Genomic DNA, 18146 nt, shown 5'->3' on the forward strand with positions numbered 1-18146 from the left:
ACTCACCCGGCGTCGGGCGCGCACGCTTCACGGTGCAGGTCCCTTGGCGGGCCGGTTCGCAGGCTGCAGCAGGCTGGCGATGGCCACCGCCGCGCGTGCCGAGGCATCCTGGCGCAGTTGCTGGTGCAGCTGGCGGTAGTCGGCCTGCAGGCCGTCAACCTGTTCGGGATGTTCGAACCAATGGCTCACGGCGGCGGCCAGCCTGTCCGGGGTGCAGTCGTGCTGGATCAGCTCCGGCGCCAGGTCCTTGCCTGCCAGCACATTGGGCAAGGCGTAGCGGTTGACCTTGATCAGGCCCAGCGCCTTGACGATGCGGTAGGTGAGCTCGGCCACGCGGTAGCCCACCACCATGGGGCGCTTGACCAGCATGGTTTCCAGGGTGGCGGTGCCGGAGGCCAGCATCACCACATCGGCGGCGGTCATTGCTTCACGCGCCTTGCCATCGAGCAGGTGGACGCGCGCGCTGGGCAGGGCGCCGGCGCGGATCTGCTCGCTGATCAAGGCCTTGCACTTGGCATTGGCCGCAGGTACGACGATGTGCAGGTTGCGGTCTTGCTCGCACAACTGCCAGGCCGCGGCGAAGAACGGCGGGCCGAGCCGGCTCACTTCGCCAAGGCGACTGCCGGGCAGCACCGCAAGCAGCTTGGCGTGTTCGGGAATGCCCAACGCCTGGCGCGCCTGCTCGCGGTCGCTGTGCAAGGGGATCTCGTCGGCCATCGGGTGACCGACGAAGCGTGCATCGATGCCGTGACGAGCGTAGATCGGTGGTTCCATCGGGAACAGGCACAGCACCATGTCGGCGCTGGCGCCGATCTTCTCCGCACGCTTCTCGCGCCAGGCCCAGACCGACGGGCTGACGTAGTGCACGGTGCGCAGGCCGCGTTGCTTGAGCCACTTCTCCACGCCAAGATTGAAATCCGGTGCGTCGATGCCGATGAATACATCCGGTTGCCAGTCGAGCACGCGCTGCCGGAATGCCTTGCGCAGTTTCAGCAGGCGCGGCAGGTGGCGCAGGATTTCGGCCAGACCCATCAGCGCCAGTTCGCTGGCGTCGAACCAGGTTTCGCAGCCGGCATTGCGCATCGCATCGCCGCCGATACCGGCAAATTCGGCATCGGGGTAGCGTGCACGCAACGCCTTGATCAGGCCCGCGCCAAGCAGGTCGCCCGAGGCTTCACCTGCCACCAGCGCGATGCGCGGCCTGCGGCCTGCGGCAAAGCCTGTATCCCGGGTTGCGGTGCTCATCATCGCTGCAGCGGGCGCTCGCCGTGCTCGATGAAGTCCAGCATCTGCTTGACGTCATCGCTGCTGAGCGCCTGCTCGGCCAAGGCCAGCTTGGCTTCGGCCAGCGGCACGCCGGCCACGTAGATGGTGCGGTAGGCGCGCTTGATCGCGCTGATCCGTTCGGCATCGAAACCGCGACGCTTCAAGCCTTCGCTGTTGATGCCGCGCGGCCGGCCGTGGCCGTCGATGCCGACCATGGTGAACGGCGGGATGTCACCGGTGACCAATGCACCCATGCCGAGGAAGGCATGATCGCCAATGCGGCAGAACTGGTGTGCACCGGCGAAGCCGCTGATGATCACCCAGTTGCCGACCGATACATGCCCAGCCAGCGTGGTGTTGTTGGAAAACACGCAGTGATCAGCCACATGGCAGTCATGGGCGACATGCACGTAGGCCAGCATCCAGTTGTCGTTGCCGATGGTGGTGACACCACCGCCGCCGACAGTGCCGCGGCTGAGGGTGACGAACTCGCGGAATACATTGCGGTCGCCAATCACCAGCTCGGTGCGTTCGCCGCCGAACTTCTTGTCCTGCGGCTCGCCGCCGACGGCGACATGGCCGATGAAACGGTTGTCGCGGCCGATCCGGGTCGGGCCGTGGACGCTGCAGTGCGGGCCCACTTCGGTGCCGTCGCCGATTTCGACATCGGCGCCGATCAGGGTGAATGCACCCACGCGCACGCCTTGGCCGAGCTTGGCCGAAGGGTCAATGACCGCGGTAGGGTGAATCAGAGGGGCGCTGTCGCTCATCGGGTTGCTCCAGCCAGGTTATTCGCGGGTGCCGGCGCACAGCACTTCGGCGTGTGCAACGATTTCACCGTCCACCTTGGCTTCGCCGTAGTAGACCGCCATGTTGCGGATCATGCGCTTGACCTGCACGTGCAGTTCCAGCACATCACCGGGCACGACCTGCTTCATGAAGCGCACGTTGTCCACCTTGACCAGGTAGAACAGCTTGGACTGCGCGTCGCGGCCCAGGCTGAGCTGGGTGAGCACACCACCGGCCTGCGCCAGCGCTTCGATGATCAGCACGCCCGGCATGATCGGCTGGCCCGGGAAGTGACCCTGGAAGTAGGGCTCGTTGATGGTCACATTCTTGTGGGCGATGATGCGCTTGGCTTCCACATCGAGGTCGACGACCTTGTCGACCAGCAGGAATGGATAGCGGTGCGGGATCAACGTCTGGATGGTGTTGACGTCGATGGGCATCTGCAGTGGTGCGTTCATTCTTTCTCCTTGCTCACAGCCAGGATGCGCCGTGCCAGCGAATCGAGCTGCTTGAAGCGCGCGGCGTTTTTGCGCCACGTGCGGTTGTCAGTCAATGGGGTGCCGGACGAGTACTCGCCCGGTTCGGTAATTGAATTGCGCACCACCGACTTGCCGGTGATGACGACGTGGTCGCAGATTTCCAGATGGCCAACGACACCCACCGCACCGCCGAGCAGGCAGTAGCGGCCGATCTTGGCGCTGCCGGCAATGCCGGTGGAACCTGCGATGGCGCTGTGTGCGCCGATCTGTACGTTGTGTGCGATCTGCACCAGGTTGTCCACGCGCACGTCTTCGTCCAGCGTGGTGTCTTCCAGTGCGCCGCGATCGATGCAGGTATTGGCGCCTATTTCGCAGTCGTCGCCGATGCGAACGCCGCCCAGCTGCGGCACCTTGATCCAGTGGCCGTTGTCCATCGCCAGGCCGAAGCCTTCGGCGCCGAGCACGGCACCGGGATGGATGCGTACGCGCTTGCCCAGCTTGACCCGGGCAACCAGGGTGACGCGGGCCAGCAGTTCGCTGCCGGCCTCGACCACGCAGTCGTCACCGATGATGCTGCCGGCGCCGATGATGCAGCTTTCGCCGATCACACTGCGCGCGCCGATGCAGACGTGCGGTCCGATATGCGCGCTGGCCGCCACCGTCGCGCTGGGGTCGATGACCGCGCTGGGGTGGATGCCGGGCTCGCGTACTGGCACGGTCTCGAACAGTGCGCCGATCTTGGCGAAGGTGGTGTACGGGTCCTTGGCGATCAAGGCGGTGCCCGGTGCAGCCTCGGCGTCATCGGCGCGCAGCAGCACGATTGACGCCTTGCTGTCGGTCAGCTGTGCCCGGTAGCGCGGATTGGCCAGGAACGTCAGCTGCCCTGGGCCGGCGTGGGCCAGTGTGGCGACGCCATGGATGGCAACCGACGGGTCGCCGTGCACCTGCAGGCCGAAACGGTCGGCAAGTTCCTGAGCGGTATAGGTAGGAGTATTCACGCAGCAAGTTTACCGTTTGCGCCGATGGCGGTCATGCGAGCGGACGTTATCACCCTTGCGAGGCAAGGGCAGCGGGTGGGCGAGGGGCCCGAAAGTGCAGGTGTTCTGGAGGGTGCGCAGCGTTGCCACGAAAGTCAGTTTCCGCGGAGTGCAAGCGCGGGACCCTTAAAAACAAACCCCGGGAATGATTCGCTTCCCGGGGCCGGCTGAGGCGGTAAATCTGGTGTAAAGCCCCCTTTGGTAAAGGGGGCGCGCCGACAGGCGCGGGGAATCGGAAGACCGAACCGCGCCCGAAGATTGCGCCATGGCGCAATCTTCGGTACCCGGGGCTTCACCCCGGGTGAGCGGGTCAGTTCTATTTAGAACTGACCACCAAAGGTGAACTGCAGGCGCTCGATCTCATCGCCGTCTTCCTTCTTCAACGGGAAGGCATAGCTGATCGAGATCGGGCCAACCGGGGCGCGCCACAGCAGGGCGACACCGGCCGAAGCGCGCAGTTCGTTGGCCTTGAAGTTCTTGGTGCCGTTGTAGACGTTGCCGAAGTCGAAGAACGCCGAAACGCGCGCCGACGGGCTGTCGAACAGCTTCGGGAAGTAGGCTTCGATCGAGCCGACCGTCTTCACCGAACCACCCAGCGGCTGGCCGTTGTAATAGCCACCGATGATTTCCGAGCGCGGGCCCAGGGTGTTGTCTTCAAAGCCGCGCACCGAGTTGGTGCCGCCGGCGTAGAAGTTCTCGAAGAACGGCAGGCCGGTCGCGCGCACCTGGCGGTGGTTGGCGGTCGGGTTGGTGCCGCAGTCGACCACCTCGGTGGTGGGATAGGTACCAGGTACGGCCGGGGTGGTACCGGTGGCCGGCGTACCGGGGGTGCCCGGGATGTCGTTCCAGCAGATATCACGGACCTTGTCGCTGCCGTAGGAGTCGCCGTAGCCCAGTTCCAGACGCGTATTGATGACCAGCGACGGGATGATCGGCCAGTACTTGGAGAACTGGTAGCTGAGCTTGTAGTACTCCACCGTCGAACCCGGCAGCGTGGTTTCCAGGCCGAGGCGCTGGTAGGTGCCGCGGGTCGGCATGAAGTAATCGTTACGGGTGTCGCGTGCCCAGCCCAGCTCCGAACGCCAGGAGTGGAACGTACGCGTGCCGACCGCATCGATGTAATCAATGATCGACTGTGGCGTATAGCCCGAGTAAGTGGTGATCTGGTTGCTGTCGATGCCGAACATCAGCGAGAACGCATCGTTCTCGGTGATCGGAATGCCGAACACCACCTGCGCCGAACCGTTGGTGCTGTTGTACTGGGCGGTGTTGAAGTCCGAGTAATCGAGCTCGCGCCAGGACAGGTTGTAGCCCAGCGAGACGCCGTCGTCGGTGAAGTAGGGGTTGGTGTAGGAGAAGCCATAGCGCTGCAGATAGCTGCTGCGCGACGCTTCGACCGACACGCGGTTGCCGCCGCCGAGGAAGTTGTTCTGCGACAGCTGCACCGAGGTGGTCATGCCGTAGGACTGCGAATAGCCCAGGCCGAACACGAAGCTGCCCGAGGTGGTTTCCTTGACGTTGTAGACCACATCGACCTGGTCGTTGCTGCCGGTGACCGGTTGGGTCTCGACGTCGACCGACTCGAAGTAGCCCAGGCGCTGCAGGCGGATCTTGGAACGGTCGATCGCGGCCTGCGAGTACCAGCTGTTCTCGAACTGGCGCATTTCACGGCGCAAGACCTCGTCGCTGGTGCGCGAGTTGCCCTTGAACACGATGCGGCGCACGGATACGCGCGGGCCCGGCACGACCTGCATGTTCACCGCCACGGTACGGTCGGCGCGGTTGCTGGTCGGGATCGGGTTGACCTTGGCGAAGGCATAGCCAACGTTGGACAGGCTGTTGGTGATGCCGTCGGCACTGAACTCCAGCAGGGCGCGCGAGAAGGTATCGCCGCTCTTCTGGATGACCATCTTCTCCACGTCTTCCTGCGGCAGGACGGTGTCGCCGGTGACCTTGATGTCGGAAATCTTGTACTGCTCGCCCTCGGTCACGCCGGCGGTGACGAACATGTCACGCTTGTCCGGGCTGATCGAGACCTGGGTGGAGTCGATGCTGAAATCGACGTAGCCACGGTCCAGGTACCAGGAGTTGAGCTTTTCCAGGTCGCCGGACAGCTTTTCCTTGGAGTACTGGTCGTCGCGGCGGTACCACGAAGCCCAGTTGTGCTCCTTGGATTCCCACAGGTCCAGGATGTCCTCGGCCGGGAACTTCTCGGTGCCGATCAGGTTGACGTGGCGGATCTTGGCCGCCTTGCCTTCCTTGACGGCGATGGCAACGTCGACGCGGTTACGGTCCAGCGGGCTCACCGTCGGGGTGATTTCCACGTTGTATTTGCCACGGTCGTTGTACTGGCGGCGCAGCTCCTGGGTCACCCGGTCCAGACTCAGGCGGTCAAAGGTGCCGCCCTCGCTCAGGCCGATGTCGCTCAGGCCCTTGAGCAGCTGCTCGCTCTTGATGTCCTTGTTGCCGGTGACGGTCAACTTGTTGATCGCCGGGCGTTCCTTGACGGTGACGACGAGGATGTCGCCCTGGCGGTCCAGCTGCACGTCTTCGAAGAAGCCGGTCTTGTACAGCGCACGGATGGTGTCGCCGGTCTTGGCGTCGTCAACCACGTCGCCGCGTTCCACCGGCAGGTAGGTGAATACGGTGCCGGAGGAAATGCGCTGCAGGCCGTCCACGCGGATGTCGCTGGCGGTAAAGGGCTCGGCTGCCTGTGCGAGCACAGGCAGGGCCAGACCAGCAGCAAGTGCGAGGGCCAGCAAGCGGCGATTGGGAAGTCGCGTCATATCACGTCCGGTTGGAGTCGATTTCGATAATGCGTGGGTGCCGGCGTAAGACGACGACAACGGGAAAAAGTTCATCGCGGGACCAGGCTGAGAATGTCGTTGTAGAACGCCAGTCCCATCAACCCGGCCAACAGCGCCAGACCGATGTATTGGCCGGCAGCCATGGCACGCTCGCTAAGCGGGCTGCCCTTGACCAACTCGATAAGGTAATACAGCAGGTGCCCGCCGTCCAAGACGGGGATGGGCAACAGGTTGATGATGCACAGGCTCAGCGACAGCAAAGCCAGGAAATACAGGAACCAGTCCACCCCGCGTTCAGCCGAGGCGTTGGCCACCCGGGCAATGGTGATCGGCCCGGATATGTTCTTGACCGAGGCCGCCCCGGTAAGCATGCGCCGCATCATACCCAGCGAATCGCTGGCCAATTTGCCGGTTTCGCGCACGGCGGCCGGGAAAGCGGCCAGTACGCCGTATTGCTGGCGGGCGTCGTAGGCGGGGGTCTGGCCGGTGGCGAAGCCCACGCCGATCAACCAGCGCGGCTTGCCGTCCGGGCCTTGCCCGGCCTGGGGAGTCAGCTCCAGTGCAAGACGGTCACCGCCGCGTTCGACCTCGATCATGCCCGGGCCGCCACGCTGGCCAAGCTGCTGGATCAGCGGCGTGACCTGGTCGGCGCTGTCCACGCGCTGCCCATCCACGGCCAGGATCAGGTCGCCGGGCTGCAGCAGATTGGCGGCGGCCGAATCCGCCGACACCGAGTCGATCCGCGCCGGCTGTAGCCAGAACTGCCAGATGAAACCCGCCTGTACCGGCACCTGGCGTTCATCGAAGCCGGCAGGCAGCTGCGACAGCGGCAGCACCCGGGTGCGCTCGTTGTCCAGCGCGTCGCGCACGCGTACATGCGCATCCTGGCGGTCCATTGCAGCCGTGGTGAAGGCCATGCTGGCCTCGGCCCAGGTGTCGACGCTGCGGTCTTCGACCGCCAGCACCCGGTCGCCGGCGACAAAACCGGCCTGCGCGGCCATGCCGGTGGTGCGGCCGATGGTGGCCGAGTAGTCCTGGCGGCCGATCACGAACATCGCCCAGAGCAGGGCGATGCACAGGATCAGGTTGGCAATCGGGCCGGCAGCCACAATGGCGATGCGCTGCCAGACGGTCTTGTTGTTGAAGGCGAGCGCGCGTTCACCGGCCGGGACCTCGACCTCGCGTTCGTCGAGCATCTTCACGTAGCCACCGAGCGGGATGGCGGCGATGGCGAATTCGGTACCGTTGCGGTTGCGGCGGCTCCACAGCGGCTTGCCGAAGCCCACCGAGAAGCGCAGTACCTTTACCCCGCAGCGGCGGGCAACCCAGTAATGGCCGAATTCATGGAACGTCACCAGCACGCCAAGGCTGACGATCATCCACCACACAGACCCCAAAAAGTCAGCCATGGGCGCAGCTCGGTTGTAGGGTGGGATCAGACATTCGGCAGGCGGGCGATGGCGGTTTCGGTGATATGGCGGGCCTGGGCATCGGCTGCCAGCAGGGCGTCCAGTGTATCGGCCGCCACGTAAGGCAGGGTGGACAGGGTGTGCTCCACCAGCGCAGGGATCGACAGGAAGCCTATGCGCCCCTGAAGAAACGCTGAAACAGCCACTTCGTTGGCGGCGTTGAGGATGGCCGGGGCGCTGCCGCCGGCCTCCATCGCCTGCCAGGCCAGGCGCAGGCAGGGGAAGGCGTCGATGTCCGGCGCTTCGAAATCCAGCCGGCCCTGAGTCAACAGATCCAGCCCGGCGACGCCGGATTCGATCCGCTGTGGCCAGCCCAGGCCTACTGCCAGGGTGGTGCGCATGTCCGGCAGGCCAAGCTGGGCCAGGGTTGAGCCGTCGATGAACTCGACCAGCGAGTGCACCAGGCTCTGCGGGTGCACCAGCACGTCAATGCGCGAAGCGGGCACGTTGAACAGGTGGTGGGCCTCGATGACTTCCAGGCCTTTATTCATCAACGTCGCCGAATCGACCGAGATCTTCGGCCCCATCGACCACTTCGGGTGGGCAACGGCCTGCGCCACGGTCACCGCTTCCAGCTCGGCGCGGCTGCGCCCACGGAACGGGCCGCCGGAGGCGGTCAGGATGATGCGACGCACGCCGGCTTCCAGCCGCGCATCGCGTGAGCGCAGGCATTGGAAGATGGCGTTGTGTTCGCTGTCGATCGGGATGATCTCGGCGCCGGCGTCGGCTGCCTCGCGGGTCAGCAGTTCGCCGGCCAGGACCAGCGACTCCTTGTTGGCCAGCAGCAGGCGCTTGCCGGCACGGGCGGCGGCCAGCGTCGAGGACAGGCCGGCAGCACCGACGATGGCGGCAATCACCGTGTCGGCGTGGTCGCTGGCGGCCAGCGCATCAATCGCGGCGTGACCGGCGTGGGCCTCGGTCGCCAGGCCTGCGTCCTTCAGCCCATCCCGCAGGCGCGCGAACAGCGCGGGCTCGGCGATGGCGGCATGGTCGGGGCGATGCTGGCGGCACAGCGCGAGCAGGGCATCCACATTGCTGCCCGCGGCCAATACGCTGGCGCGCATCTGCTGCGGGTGGCGGGCGATCACATCCAGCGCCGAGGTGCCGATGGAACCGGTGGCGCCAAGGATGGCGACCTGACGTAAGCGAGAGGTGGACATGTTCAGAAACCGAAGATTTCCTTGCCCAGCGCAAACACCGGCAGGGCTGCAAGCACGCCGTCGATGCGATCCAGCACGCCGCCGTGGCCGGGAATGATGTGGCCCGAGTCCTTGGCGCCGGCATGGCGCTTGAGCAGGCTTTCAAACAGATCGCCCAGTACCGAGGCCAGTACCGCGACGGCGCTGACCAGCATCAGCCAGCCGAACTGCGACATCTGCACCCCGGCAAACCAGCCGAACACGCCAGCGGTGAGCAGGCCGGCAACCAGCCCGCCGAGCAGGCCTTCAATCGTCTTGTTGGGGCTGATGCGGGGCGCCAGCTTGTGCTTGCCGAAGGTGCGGCCGGCAAAGTAAGCGCCAGAATCAGCCGCCCAGACCAGGGTCAATGCGGTCAGCAGCCACAGGTGGCCATTGGGCCCGGCGTGGATCAGCACCAGTGAGGCCCAGGCCGGAATGATCGCCAGAGTGCTGGCGGCCAGCTTCAGCATGCGCGCGCTGCTTTCCTCATGCGCACCGAAGTCGAAGAAGCGCAGCCAGAGCAGGGCCAGCAGCCAGAAGCCGACGCCGACCAGCGCTGCCAGCTGGAACAACACCATGCTGCCGGCCGAAGCCCAGACCAGCAGCACCATCAGCAGCAGGTTCAGCACCACCAGTACGGTGCGCGGCAGGCCAACCACGCCGGTGAGCCTGAGCCACTCCCACAGGCCGGTCAGGAATACCAGCGCGGCGGCGGCGGCCAGCCATTGCGAGGGCAGGAACAGGATGGCGCAGATCGCCACGGGGGCCATGATCAGCGCTGCGATCACACGGGTTTTGGTCATGAGTGTGCGCTCGGTGCCGCGTTGGCGGCGATCTGGGCACTGGTCAGGCCAAAGCGGCGTTCGCGCCCGGCATAGTCCTCCAGCGCCTGTTGAAGGACGGCCGCGTCTACATCCGGCCATAGCACGTCAGTGAACCACAGCTCGCTGTAGGCCAGCTGCCACAACAGGAAATTGCTGATGCGGGTGTCGCCACCGGTGCGGATGAACAGGTCCGGTGGCGGCATGTCGGCCAAGGCGACGTGTTGGCCCAGGGCCTGCTCGTCGATCTGCTCCGGCAACAAGGTGCCGGCGGCAACCTGTTCGGCCAGGGCGCGCGCGGCCGCGGCGATATCCTGGCGGCCGCCGTAGCTGGCAGCAATGCTCAGGGTCATCGCGGTATTGCCCGCGGTGCGCTGCTCGGCCTTGTCCATGCGCTGGGCGATGCTGGCCGCGAAGCGGCTGCGGTCGCCAATGAAGCGCACGCGTACGCCACGACGGTGGAGTTCATCCACCTCGCGGTCCAGGGCGCCAAGGAACAGCTTCATCAGCGAATCCACTTCTTCCTGCGGGCGGCCCCAGTTTTCACTGGAGAACGCAAACAGGGTCAGTGCGCCGACGCCACGTTCAAGGCAGAAATCGATGGTGCGGTTGACCGCGCGGGCACCGGCGCGGTGGCCGATCATGCGCGGACGCCGCCGTTGCTGCGCCCAGCGCCCATTGCCATCCATGATGATGGCAATGTGGCCAGGCACGGCTGCGGCGGCTGTGTCGCTATGCGGGACGGAGGACACGCCTCAGACCGCCATCAATTCCTGTTCTTTGAGCTTGACCACTTCGTCGACGTCCTTGATCGCCTTGTCGGTCAGCTTCTGGATGTCTTCCTGGCTGCGACGGTCGTCATCCTCGGTGATCGCCTTGTCCTTGAGCAGCTTGGCTACTTCCTGGTTGGCGTCACGGCGGATGTTGCGGATGGAGATCTTGGTTTCTTCGCCTTCCTTGCTGACCGACTTGGCCAGTTCCTTGCGGCGCTCTTCGGTGAGAGGCGGCAGGTTCAGGCGGATCACGGTGCCCATGGTGGTGGGGGTGATGCCGATGTCGGAGGCATAGATGGCCTTTTCCACTTCCTTGATCATGCCCTTGTCGAACAGGGTGATCACCAGTGAACGGCCTTCGGACACACTGATGCTGGCCACCTGGTTCAGGGGCGTATCGGTGCCGTAGGCCTTGACCTTGATGCCATCCAGCAGCGCCGGCGAAGCGCGGCCCGTGCGGATGGTGGTGAGGGTATGGCGCAGAGCGTCGATGCTCTTGGTCATGCGCGCCTGCGCATCTTGCTTGATATCGTTGATCATCGGCCGAATCCTGGATGTTTCTAGAACCGGCCGATTATAGGCGATTACCCCTGCCCACCGTGCCGGAAGCGGGGTTTAGTGTGCGTCGCGGCCGTGCACCAGGGTGCCGATATGCTCGCCGTGCAGGATTTTCAGCAGTTCGCCGGGCTGGCTCATGTCGAAAACGCGCAGCGGCAGGTCGCTGTCACGGGCCAGGGCAAAGGCGGCCGTGTCCATGACTTCCAGGCCCTGGCTGATGACTTGGTCATAGCTCAGGCTCTCGTAACGGACCGCATCGGCGTGCTTGTTCGGGTCCTTGTCATAGACGCCGTCGACCTTGGTGGCCTTGAGCAGCAGGTCCGCGCCGATCTCGATCGCACGCAGCGCGGCGCCCGAATCGGTGGTGAAGAAAGGGTTGCCGGTGCCGGCGGCGAAAATGACCAGGCGGCCCTTTTCCAGGTGGCGGATGGCGCGGCGGCGGATGTAGTCCTCGCACACATCATTTATTTTGATCGCACTCATCACCCGTGCCTTGCCGCCGGCCTTTTCAAGCGCGTCCTGCATGGCCAGGGCATTGATGACGGTAGCCAGCATGCCCATATGGTCGCCGGTGACCCGGTCCATGCCGCCAGCCGCCAGGCCTGCGCCGCGGAAGATGTTGCCGCCGCCAACCACCAGCGCGATTTCAACGCCGGCCTGCTGGGCCTCGATGACTTCATGGGCCAGGCGGTTGATCACCTTGGGGTCGATGCCGTAGTCCTCATCCCCCATCAGCGCCTCCCCGGAAAGTTTCAACAGGATGCGGCGGTAGGTGGGTTTGGACATGGTGACCTCAGATGGCTGGAAAACGCGGGAATTCTAACGGATGCCGCAGTTTCAGGTGACATCTATTGTTGCAATGCAGCGACAAACTGCGCCTCAATCGCTCCGCGGTTCAGCAGGCGGTGGGGTGCGGGTCCGGTGCGCGGGCAATTACCCGGTTGCGGCCGAGGTTCTTGGAGCGGTACAGCACATCGTCGGCAGCCTTGAGCAGGTCGCGCATGTCGGTGAAGCGCTCGTAGGCACCATGGGTGGCGACGCCTGCGGAGAAGGTGACGTGCAAGGGCGTGTCGGCGACGGTGACGATCGGGGTCTGGGTGATCGCGCCGAGTACGCGGCGGATCACTTCCAGTGCGGTCTGCTCGTTGGTGCCTGGGAACAACACCACGAATTCCTCGCCGCCGAAGCGGGCCACCGTATCGCTGCCGCGCAGCTGGCCCTGCAGCAGGCTGGCGAAAGCCTGCAGCACCTGGTCGCCGACCAGGTGGCCATGCTGGTCGTTGATCTTCTTGAAATCGTCCAGGTCGATGAAGGCCACCGACAAGGGCCGGTCGGCGCGGCCGGCGCGGTCGAATTCCTGCGCCAGAACCACTTCCAGCTGGCGCCGGTTCAACAGCCCGGTCAGTGCATCCAGGTGGGCTTGTTCGGCCAGTCGGCGCGCCTGTTGTTCAAAATCATCGGCGCGCCGCTTGGAGGCGCTGGCGTCCTGCAGCTCGCGCAGGTTGCGCAGCGCCATCAGTTCGCTGGCGTGGTCCAGCAGGTAGGTGATGCGCGCCGGGGACGGCACCGGGACATCGAACAGGGCGCTGATTTCTGGCAGCATCTGGCTGACCTGCTGCAGCACCTGCTCGAACTGGCTGCTGTCCATCTGCAGCTGCGCATGGACAAGGCGCAGGGCTGTGTCGCGGGCCAGGTCGGTGTCCTGGCTGAGCCAGATTTCGGCAATGCTTCCGGACAGGGCGACACAACGCTCGAACAGATCGGCCGGCTCGGCCGGTGCTTCGCTGTGGCGGATGGCATCTACCAGATACGCGGGCAGGCCCCATTGTTCGCACAGCTCGGCGCCGATATCGGCGTGGCTGCAATCCAGGATGGTGCGTTCGCGGGCCAGTAGTGCGTCGTTGTTGTCGGCGCTTGCAAGCAGCTCCGGGTAGCTGTCGCTGCGCAGCTGCAGCAGCGCCAGGATGCCGATGTCCTGCAGCAGCCCGGCCAGCATCAGTTCTTCGACGCGGCGCACATTGCGTGCCAGGCCCAAGTAGCGTGCGGCCAACGCGCTGAGGATGCTGCGCCGCCAGATCGCGTCCAGCTGGTTTGCGTGGTTCTGGTCCTCGCGCAGGGCGCGCGACAGGCTGAAGCCCAGCGCCAGCTGCAAGGTGGCGTTGAGGCCGAGCATGGTCAATGCCTGGCCGAGGTTCTCGATGCGGCGGCGGCTGGCGTACAGCGGGGAATTGGCGATGCGCATCATGCGTGCGCTCAAGCCCATGTCCAACGCGATCACATCCGCAGCGCTGGCGATGTCGGTTTCCGGATCCTGCGCAAGCTCGATCAAACGGACAGCGATGGCCGGTGGCGAGGGCAGGTTGCGGCAGAGGGACAGGGCTGCAGTAAGCTCGGGAGACATGTCAAGGAAGCAGGCGGCAGTGGTTCAAGCATACAGGATGCCTTAAGCAAAGAAGGCGTGCTGTAGTCCAGTGCCGGGAGTGCAATGGCGTGGTTGCCTTGCGATAAAAGAAAAAGCCGCGGAATCCGCGGCTTTTTCAGGTGCTTCAGGCAGCGGGTGCTTAGACCTGCATCGCCTTGGCAACTTCGGCGGCGTAGTCTTCCACCACCTTCTCGATGCCTTCACCGACAGCCAGACGCTGGAAACCGACAACGTCGCCGCCAGCGGCCTTGACGGCCTGCTCAACGGTCTTGTCGCTGTCCAGCACGTAGTTCTGGCCGTACAGGGTCACTTCGCTGATGATCTTGTTGATCTTGCCGCTGATGATCTTCTCCAGGATGTCAGCCGGCTTGGCCTTTTCCTTTTCGCTCATCTTGGCCAGCTCGATTTCCTTTTCCTTTGCAACGAAGTCGGCCGGAACGTCGGCAGCCTTGTTGTGCGGCGGGTTCATCGCGGCCACGTGCATTGCCAGGCCCGAAGCCAGCTCGGCGTTGCCGCCAGCCAGTTCGACCAGCACGCCGATCTTGCCGTTGCTGTGCACGTAGGTGCCAACGGTGTTGGCGCCGTCGATCTTGACCAGGCGACGGATCTGGATGTTTTCACCCAGCTTCTGGATCGCGGTGGCGCGGGTTTCTTCGACGGTTTCGCCGCTGGCCAGCTTGACCGACTTCAGGGCTTCAACGTCGGCGGCGCCAGATGCCAGGGCGGCAGCGGCGACGGCGTCGACGAACGCCTTGAAGTTGACGTCGTTGGCAACGAAGTCGGTTTCCGAGTTCACTTCGACCAGCACAGCCTTGCCGCCTTCGCTGGCAACGCCAACGCGGCCTTCAGCGGTGACACGGTCGGACTTCTTGTCGGCCTTGGCAGCGCCGGACTTGCGCAGGGCTTCGGCCGCTGCGTCGATGTCGCCGTTGGTCTCGGACAGAGCGCGCTTGCACTCCATCATGCCGGCGCCAGTGCGCTCGCGCAGTTCCTTGACCAGGGAAGCAGTGATTTCCATGGAATTACCTCATCAATAGAAAGGGGTAGGCCGGCCATGATGGCCGGCCGTTGTTACGCAGCCCTGTCAGCAGTCGGCACCATTGGCGCCGGTACAGGGGGAGCGGGCGCAGTGACTGCGCCCGCCGGGGTGGATCAGGCCGAAGCCTCGTCACCCTTGGTGGCTGCAGCCTTCTTGGCCGGAGCGCGACGGGCCGGCTTGGCTTCTTCGGCAGCGGGGGCGTCGGCGAACTCTTCTTCGCGCACGTTAGCGGCGTTCGGAGTAGCGGCCTTGCCTTCCAGCACGGCGTCAGCAGCGGCGCGGGCATACAGCTGCACAGCGCGGATGGCGTCGTCGTTGCCCGGGATGGCGTAATCGACCAGTTCCGGGTTGTAGTTGGTATCAACCACGGCGATCACCGGGATGCCGAGCTTCTTGGCTTCCTTGATGGCGATGTCTTCGTGACCGATATCGATGACGAAGATGGCGTCGGGCAGACGGTTCATTTCCTTGATGCCGCCCAGCGAGGCTTCCAGCTTGTCACGCTCGCGACGCAGGCCCAGCACTTCGTGCTTGACCAGCTTGTCGAAGGTGCCGTCGGATTCACCGGCTTCCAGTTCCTTCAGGCGGGCAACCGACTTCTTCACGGTGGCGAAGTTGGTCAGGGTGCCGCCCAGCCAACGCTGGTTCATGAAGGGCATGCCGCAACGCTCTGCTTCTTCCTTGATGGATTCGCGTGCGCTGCGCTTGGTGCCCAGGAACAGGATGGTGCCGCGCTTCTGGGCAACGGACGAGATGAAGTTCATCGCATCGTTGAACAGCGGGACGGTCTTTTCCAGGTTGATGATGTGGATCTTGCCGCGGGCGCCAAAGATGTACTGGCCCATTTTCGGGTTCCAGTAACGGGTCTGGTGGCCGAAGTGGACGCCGGCTTCCAACATCTGACGCATGGTGATCTGGGGCATTGCAAAACTCCTGATGGTGGAACTGACACCGCGCGCGTCCGGTTTGTTGGGATCGTGCTGCGATGCGCGACTTCTTATAAGAGTGCGCAAACAGTTCCGGGGTTGGGCTTCCCTGTTGCCTCCGTGGCCGAACCCTGTTTGACAGGGCACCCCGGCACGGATGGGGGCGACAGGTGAGGATTCACCGGTGGCGCCCGGTGTCAGCGTGTTTCGAGGGGCCAGGGGCCCAACAAAGCCGGCGAAGTATAGCCGTTGCCCGGCCTGGGCGCAATTTGGCCCGTGGGCGCGGCGCCGGGGCCTGCTGAATGGGCGTCAATAAGTCAGGGTGACTGTGATCGTATCGCTATAGCTGCCGGGTACCGTCGCCGGTTGTGGGACCACCCGGCCATAGACCGTGAGCGAGACGTCTTCATTGTCTCCTGAATCAGCAACGGCATTGAGCTGCGTACTCCCCCAGGGAAGCAGCAAGGCCCGGTCCCTGTACAGGGCGTACGGCAGGAAGTTGCCGTTGGAGACCATCCGTCGATTACCGCTGGAGGTGGGGTTCAGTCCGGTGCCAAGGGTCACAAACCAGTCGGTATCGGTGGCGCAGCGCAGCTGGATCAGGGCAGTGGCGTCACGTGGGGCGTCGCCTTGGGAGACGGTGCCGAAATCAAGGTCGCTGGCCAGGTTGATGACGCAGTTGTCGGCAACGTGGGCCTGGGCCTCGCCAAATGTGAACGTGCTCTGGCCGGCGCTGCCGAAAATGGGCGCCACCCCATCCCTGCAGTTCTCTCCAGAGGATGCGCCTGCAAATGGGGCAGCAAAGACGTAACGCAGCAAACCCTGGCTCATTGCGTTCTCGTACCTGTAGGCCGCAGGCAGGTTCTGGCCGGGCGGCACACGACCGTAGACGCTGAGGCTGTACTGCGCAGACCCGATGATCGGCAGGGACAGGAAGGTGTAGAAAATATCGTAGTTGCGCCCGAACGGGCCAAGGAGCTGGGTGCGTGCGGCATTGGCATACAGGTCATACGCCATGAAGGCGCCAGCGTTGTTGCCCATGCGGCGAGGCGCCATGCCCGATGGGAAACCCTCTTCGACGAAGATGCAGACCGTCACCTGCACCGGCACCCCGGGGAGGCCTTGGCAGCTGATGGACAAATTGGCCGAGGCGTCAGTGTTACCCGCAGTGGAGACCGTACCGAAATCCATCAGCGTCGAGCTGACCACCCGGCACGATTGTTGTGCTTCGGCCAGCAACGGCAGCCAAAGCAGCAGGGCAAGCAGCAGCGTGAACGGGAAGCGGTGGCTGGGCTGCCGGGGGGGAATGCGCGCGTTCAAGGTCGGCATTGCAAGGGCTCGGTGGGCGCTGAGGGAGCGGTGGTGGCTGTGTCGGGAAGGGCAATCACGCATTCCCCGCCGGCATGGCGGATGCGCAATCGCGCACCGCTTGGCGCGCTGCCCAGGTAAAGCTGCCCGTCATGGCCGATCACGGTGACGGCCAGGCGGCGATTGTCACGTTCAACCACGGCCTCGGTGCCGGCGGGCAGCCAGTGCCCGTCCGGGCCGAGGATGCGCAGGTCCAGTGGCTGGCTGGGCTGCAGATGAAACCTGGCGCGCACACCGCTGCGCGCAGCCGGCACCACCTGCTGCTGCACCACGTCGACCTGCACATCCAAGGGCAGCGCCAGCGGGTCGATGCTGAGCAGATTGCGCTGCCAGGCACGCAGGGGCGCCACCAGCAGTTCGCCGTGCGCATCGGTGCTGCCGACCAGGCGGTTCTCCAGACGCACCGGCACCCCGGGCATGCCATTGGTGGAAACCAGCGCGAAGGCGTCGTCGGCGCGACGCAGCATGTGCAGGCCGCTGCCGAACCAGGCAACACTGCCGGTGCCCTGCAGATAGGCCAGCGTGCCCACGGTGTTGTCATGATCAACACCGAAACGCCAGCGGCCGTGTTCGTCCAGGTGATTGAGTTCGGTGCTCTGGCTGCGTTGCGCGCCCATGCGGGTCTGCACCCGCCAGCCCCAGCCACCGCTGTCGAGCGGCTGGCTGCGGTTGGCTTCCACCGCCAGCACGTCGCCATCGGCACCGTGGCGCAGCGAGGTGCTGAGCTGGGTGCGGCGATCCAGCGGTACGGAGACATACAGGTTGGCGCTGTCCATGCCCTGCCTGCCCAGGTCGCGATTGAACTGGGCGCTGACCCAGGCATGGTCACGCAGGCTTCGCGACCAGCCCGCGCCAAGCAGACGGGTGCGCGGGCTGCCGGGATAGTCCTGCAGGATGTAGTTGAGGCTGAACTGACCACTGCGCGCGGTGCCGAAGCCGACAAACAGCTGATCGCTGCGGCGCGATTGCAGTGACCGGGTCAGGTGCGCCGGCGCGTCGACGAACTGCCGGCTGCGGCGCTGGGTGCGGGCCGAAATACTGAAGCCCGCTGCATTCCATTGATAGCCCAGGGTGCGCTGGTTGCCGCCTTGGCCGTTGGCTTGGCTGCCACTGAAGGAGGCATCGAGCACCCCGGCGCGGCGCCCCCCCCGGGCCGCCCCGCCCACGCCCGCCCCCCGCACGGTGCGGGCCACAACGGCCTGGGTCGCCCGGGT

Annotated in this window: 16 protein-coding genes; all 16 read right to left on the reverse strand. The window is 64.8% G+C overall.

The genetic code is table 11. The features are described 5' to 3' along the window. Nucleotides 1–27: 27 nt before the first annotated feature. Entirely contained in the window at nucleotides 28–1248 is a 1221-nt protein-coding gene (gene lpxB / locus ACVOKO_RS14415; protein WP_430980791.1) for a lipid-A-disaccharide synthase, read from the reverse strand. After that, nucleotides 1245–2036 carry an acyl-ACP--UDP-N-acetylglucosamine O-acyltransferase gene (gene lpxA, locus ACVOKO_RS14420; RefSeq protein ID WP_346499594.1) on the reverse strand — a complete coding sequence of 264 codons (792 nt, stop codon included), beginning with the start codon at nucleotides 2034–2036 and terminating at the stop codon, nucleotides 1245–1247. Before lpxA ends, lpxB begins: the two co-directional genes overlap by 4 nt. Nucleotides 2037–2054: 18 nt before the next feature. Further along, on the reverse strand, nucleotides 2055–2513 hold the full coding sequence (fabZ, locus tag ACVOKO_RS14425) for a 3-hydroxyacyl-ACP dehydratase FabZ (protein ID WP_346499595.1): 459 nt from the start codon (nucleotides 2511–2513) through the stop codon (nucleotides 2055–2057). Further along, complete coding sequence (lpxD, locus tag ACVOKO_RS14430) at nucleotides 2510–3532, reverse strand: UDP-3-O-(3-hydroxymyristoyl)glucosamine N-acyltransferase (protein WP_346499596.1); 1023 nt, start codon at nucleotides 3530–3532, stop codon at nucleotides 2510–2512. The genes fabZ and lpxD overlap by 4 nt, the downstream gene beginning before the upstream one ends. 359 nt (nucleotides 3533–3891) lie before the next feature. After that, nucleotides 3892–6357 (reverse strand): outer membrane protein assembly factor BamA, encoded by a 2466-nt coding sequence (bamA, locus tag ACVOKO_RS14435; protein WP_346499597.1) that lies wholly within the window; start codon nucleotides 6355–6357, stop codon nucleotides 3892–3894. Nucleotides 6358–6428: 71 nt separating this feature from the next. Beyond that, the gene (rseP, locus tag ACVOKO_RS14440; RefSeq protein ID WP_346499598.1) at nucleotides 6429–7787 is read right to left on the reverse strand and encodes an RIP metalloprotease RseP; all 1359 of its coding nucleotides are present in this window, start codon (nucleotides 7785–7787) and stop codon (nucleotides 6429–6431) included. 26 nt (nucleotides 7788–7813) lie between these two features. After that, the gene (locus tag ACVOKO_RS14445) at nucleotides 7814–9007 is read right to left on the reverse strand and encodes a 1-deoxy-D-xylulose-5-phosphate reductoisomerase (protein ID WP_346499599.1); all 1194 of its coding nucleotides are present in this window, start codon (nucleotides 9005–9007) and stop codon (nucleotides 7814–7816) included. Between the two features lie 2 nt (nucleotides 9008–9009). Beyond that, complete coding sequence (locus tag ACVOKO_RS14450; protein ID WP_346499600.1) at nucleotides 9010–9828, reverse strand: phosphatidate cytidylyltransferase; 819 nt, start codon at nucleotides 9826–9828, stop codon at nucleotides 9010–9012. Then, nucleotides 9825–10598, reverse strand: coding sequence for a polyprenyl diphosphate synthase (gene uppS, locus ACVOKO_RS14455; protein WP_346499601.1), 774 nt, complete (start codon nucleotides 10596–10598; stop codon nucleotides 9825–9827). Before uppS ends, ACVOKO_RS14450 begins: the two co-directional genes overlap by 4 nt. A gap of 3 nt (nucleotides 10599–10601) precedes the next feature. After that, nucleotides 10602–11159 carry a ribosome recycling factor gene (gene frr, locus ACVOKO_RS14460; protein ID WP_346499602.1) on the reverse strand — a complete coding sequence of 186 codons (558 nt, stop codon included), beginning with the start codon at nucleotides 11157–11159 and terminating at the stop codon, nucleotides 10602–10604. A 75-nt stretch (nucleotides 11160–11234) separates the two neighbouring features. After that, a complete protein-coding gene (gene pyrH, locus ACVOKO_RS14465; protein ID WP_057628490.1) occupies nucleotides 11235–11963 on the reverse strand; it encodes a UMP kinase in 729 nt (242 codons plus the stop codon). Between the two features lie 109 nt (nucleotides 11964–12072). Then, complete coding sequence (locus ACVOKO_RS14470) at nucleotides 12073–13578, reverse strand: HDOD domain-containing protein (protein WP_346499603.1); 1506 nt, start codon at nucleotides 13576–13578, stop codon at nucleotides 12073–12075. A 160-nt stretch (nucleotides 13579–13738) separates the two neighbouring features. Further along, nucleotides 13739–14617 (reverse strand): translation elongation factor Ts, encoded by an 879-nt coding sequence (gene tsf / locus ACVOKO_RS14475; protein WP_346499604.1) that lies wholly within the window; start codon nucleotides 14615–14617, stop codon nucleotides 13739–13741. Nucleotides 14618–14751: 134 nt separating this feature from the next. Further along, entirely contained in the window at nucleotides 14752–15561 is an 810-nt protein-coding gene (gene rpsB, locus ACVOKO_RS14480; protein ID WP_346499605.1) for a 30S ribosomal protein S2, read from the reverse strand. Nucleotides 15562–15873: 312 nt separating this feature from the next. Further along, a complete protein-coding gene (locus tag ACVOKO_RS14485; RefSeq protein WP_346499606.1) occupies nucleotides 15874–16893 on the reverse strand; it encodes a Csu type fimbrial protein in 1020 nt (339 codons plus the stop codon). Beyond that, nucleotides 16881–18146, reverse strand: a 1266-nt coding sequence (locus tag ACVOKO_RS14490; RefSeq protein WP_346499607.1) for a fimbria/pilus outer membrane usher protein, incomplete at its 5' end; no start/stop codon positions are given. The genes ACVOKO_RS14485 and ACVOKO_RS14490, both read right to left, overlap by 13 nt.

The sequence above is a fragment of the Stenotrophomonas sp. STEN240 genome, assembly GCF_056756175.1.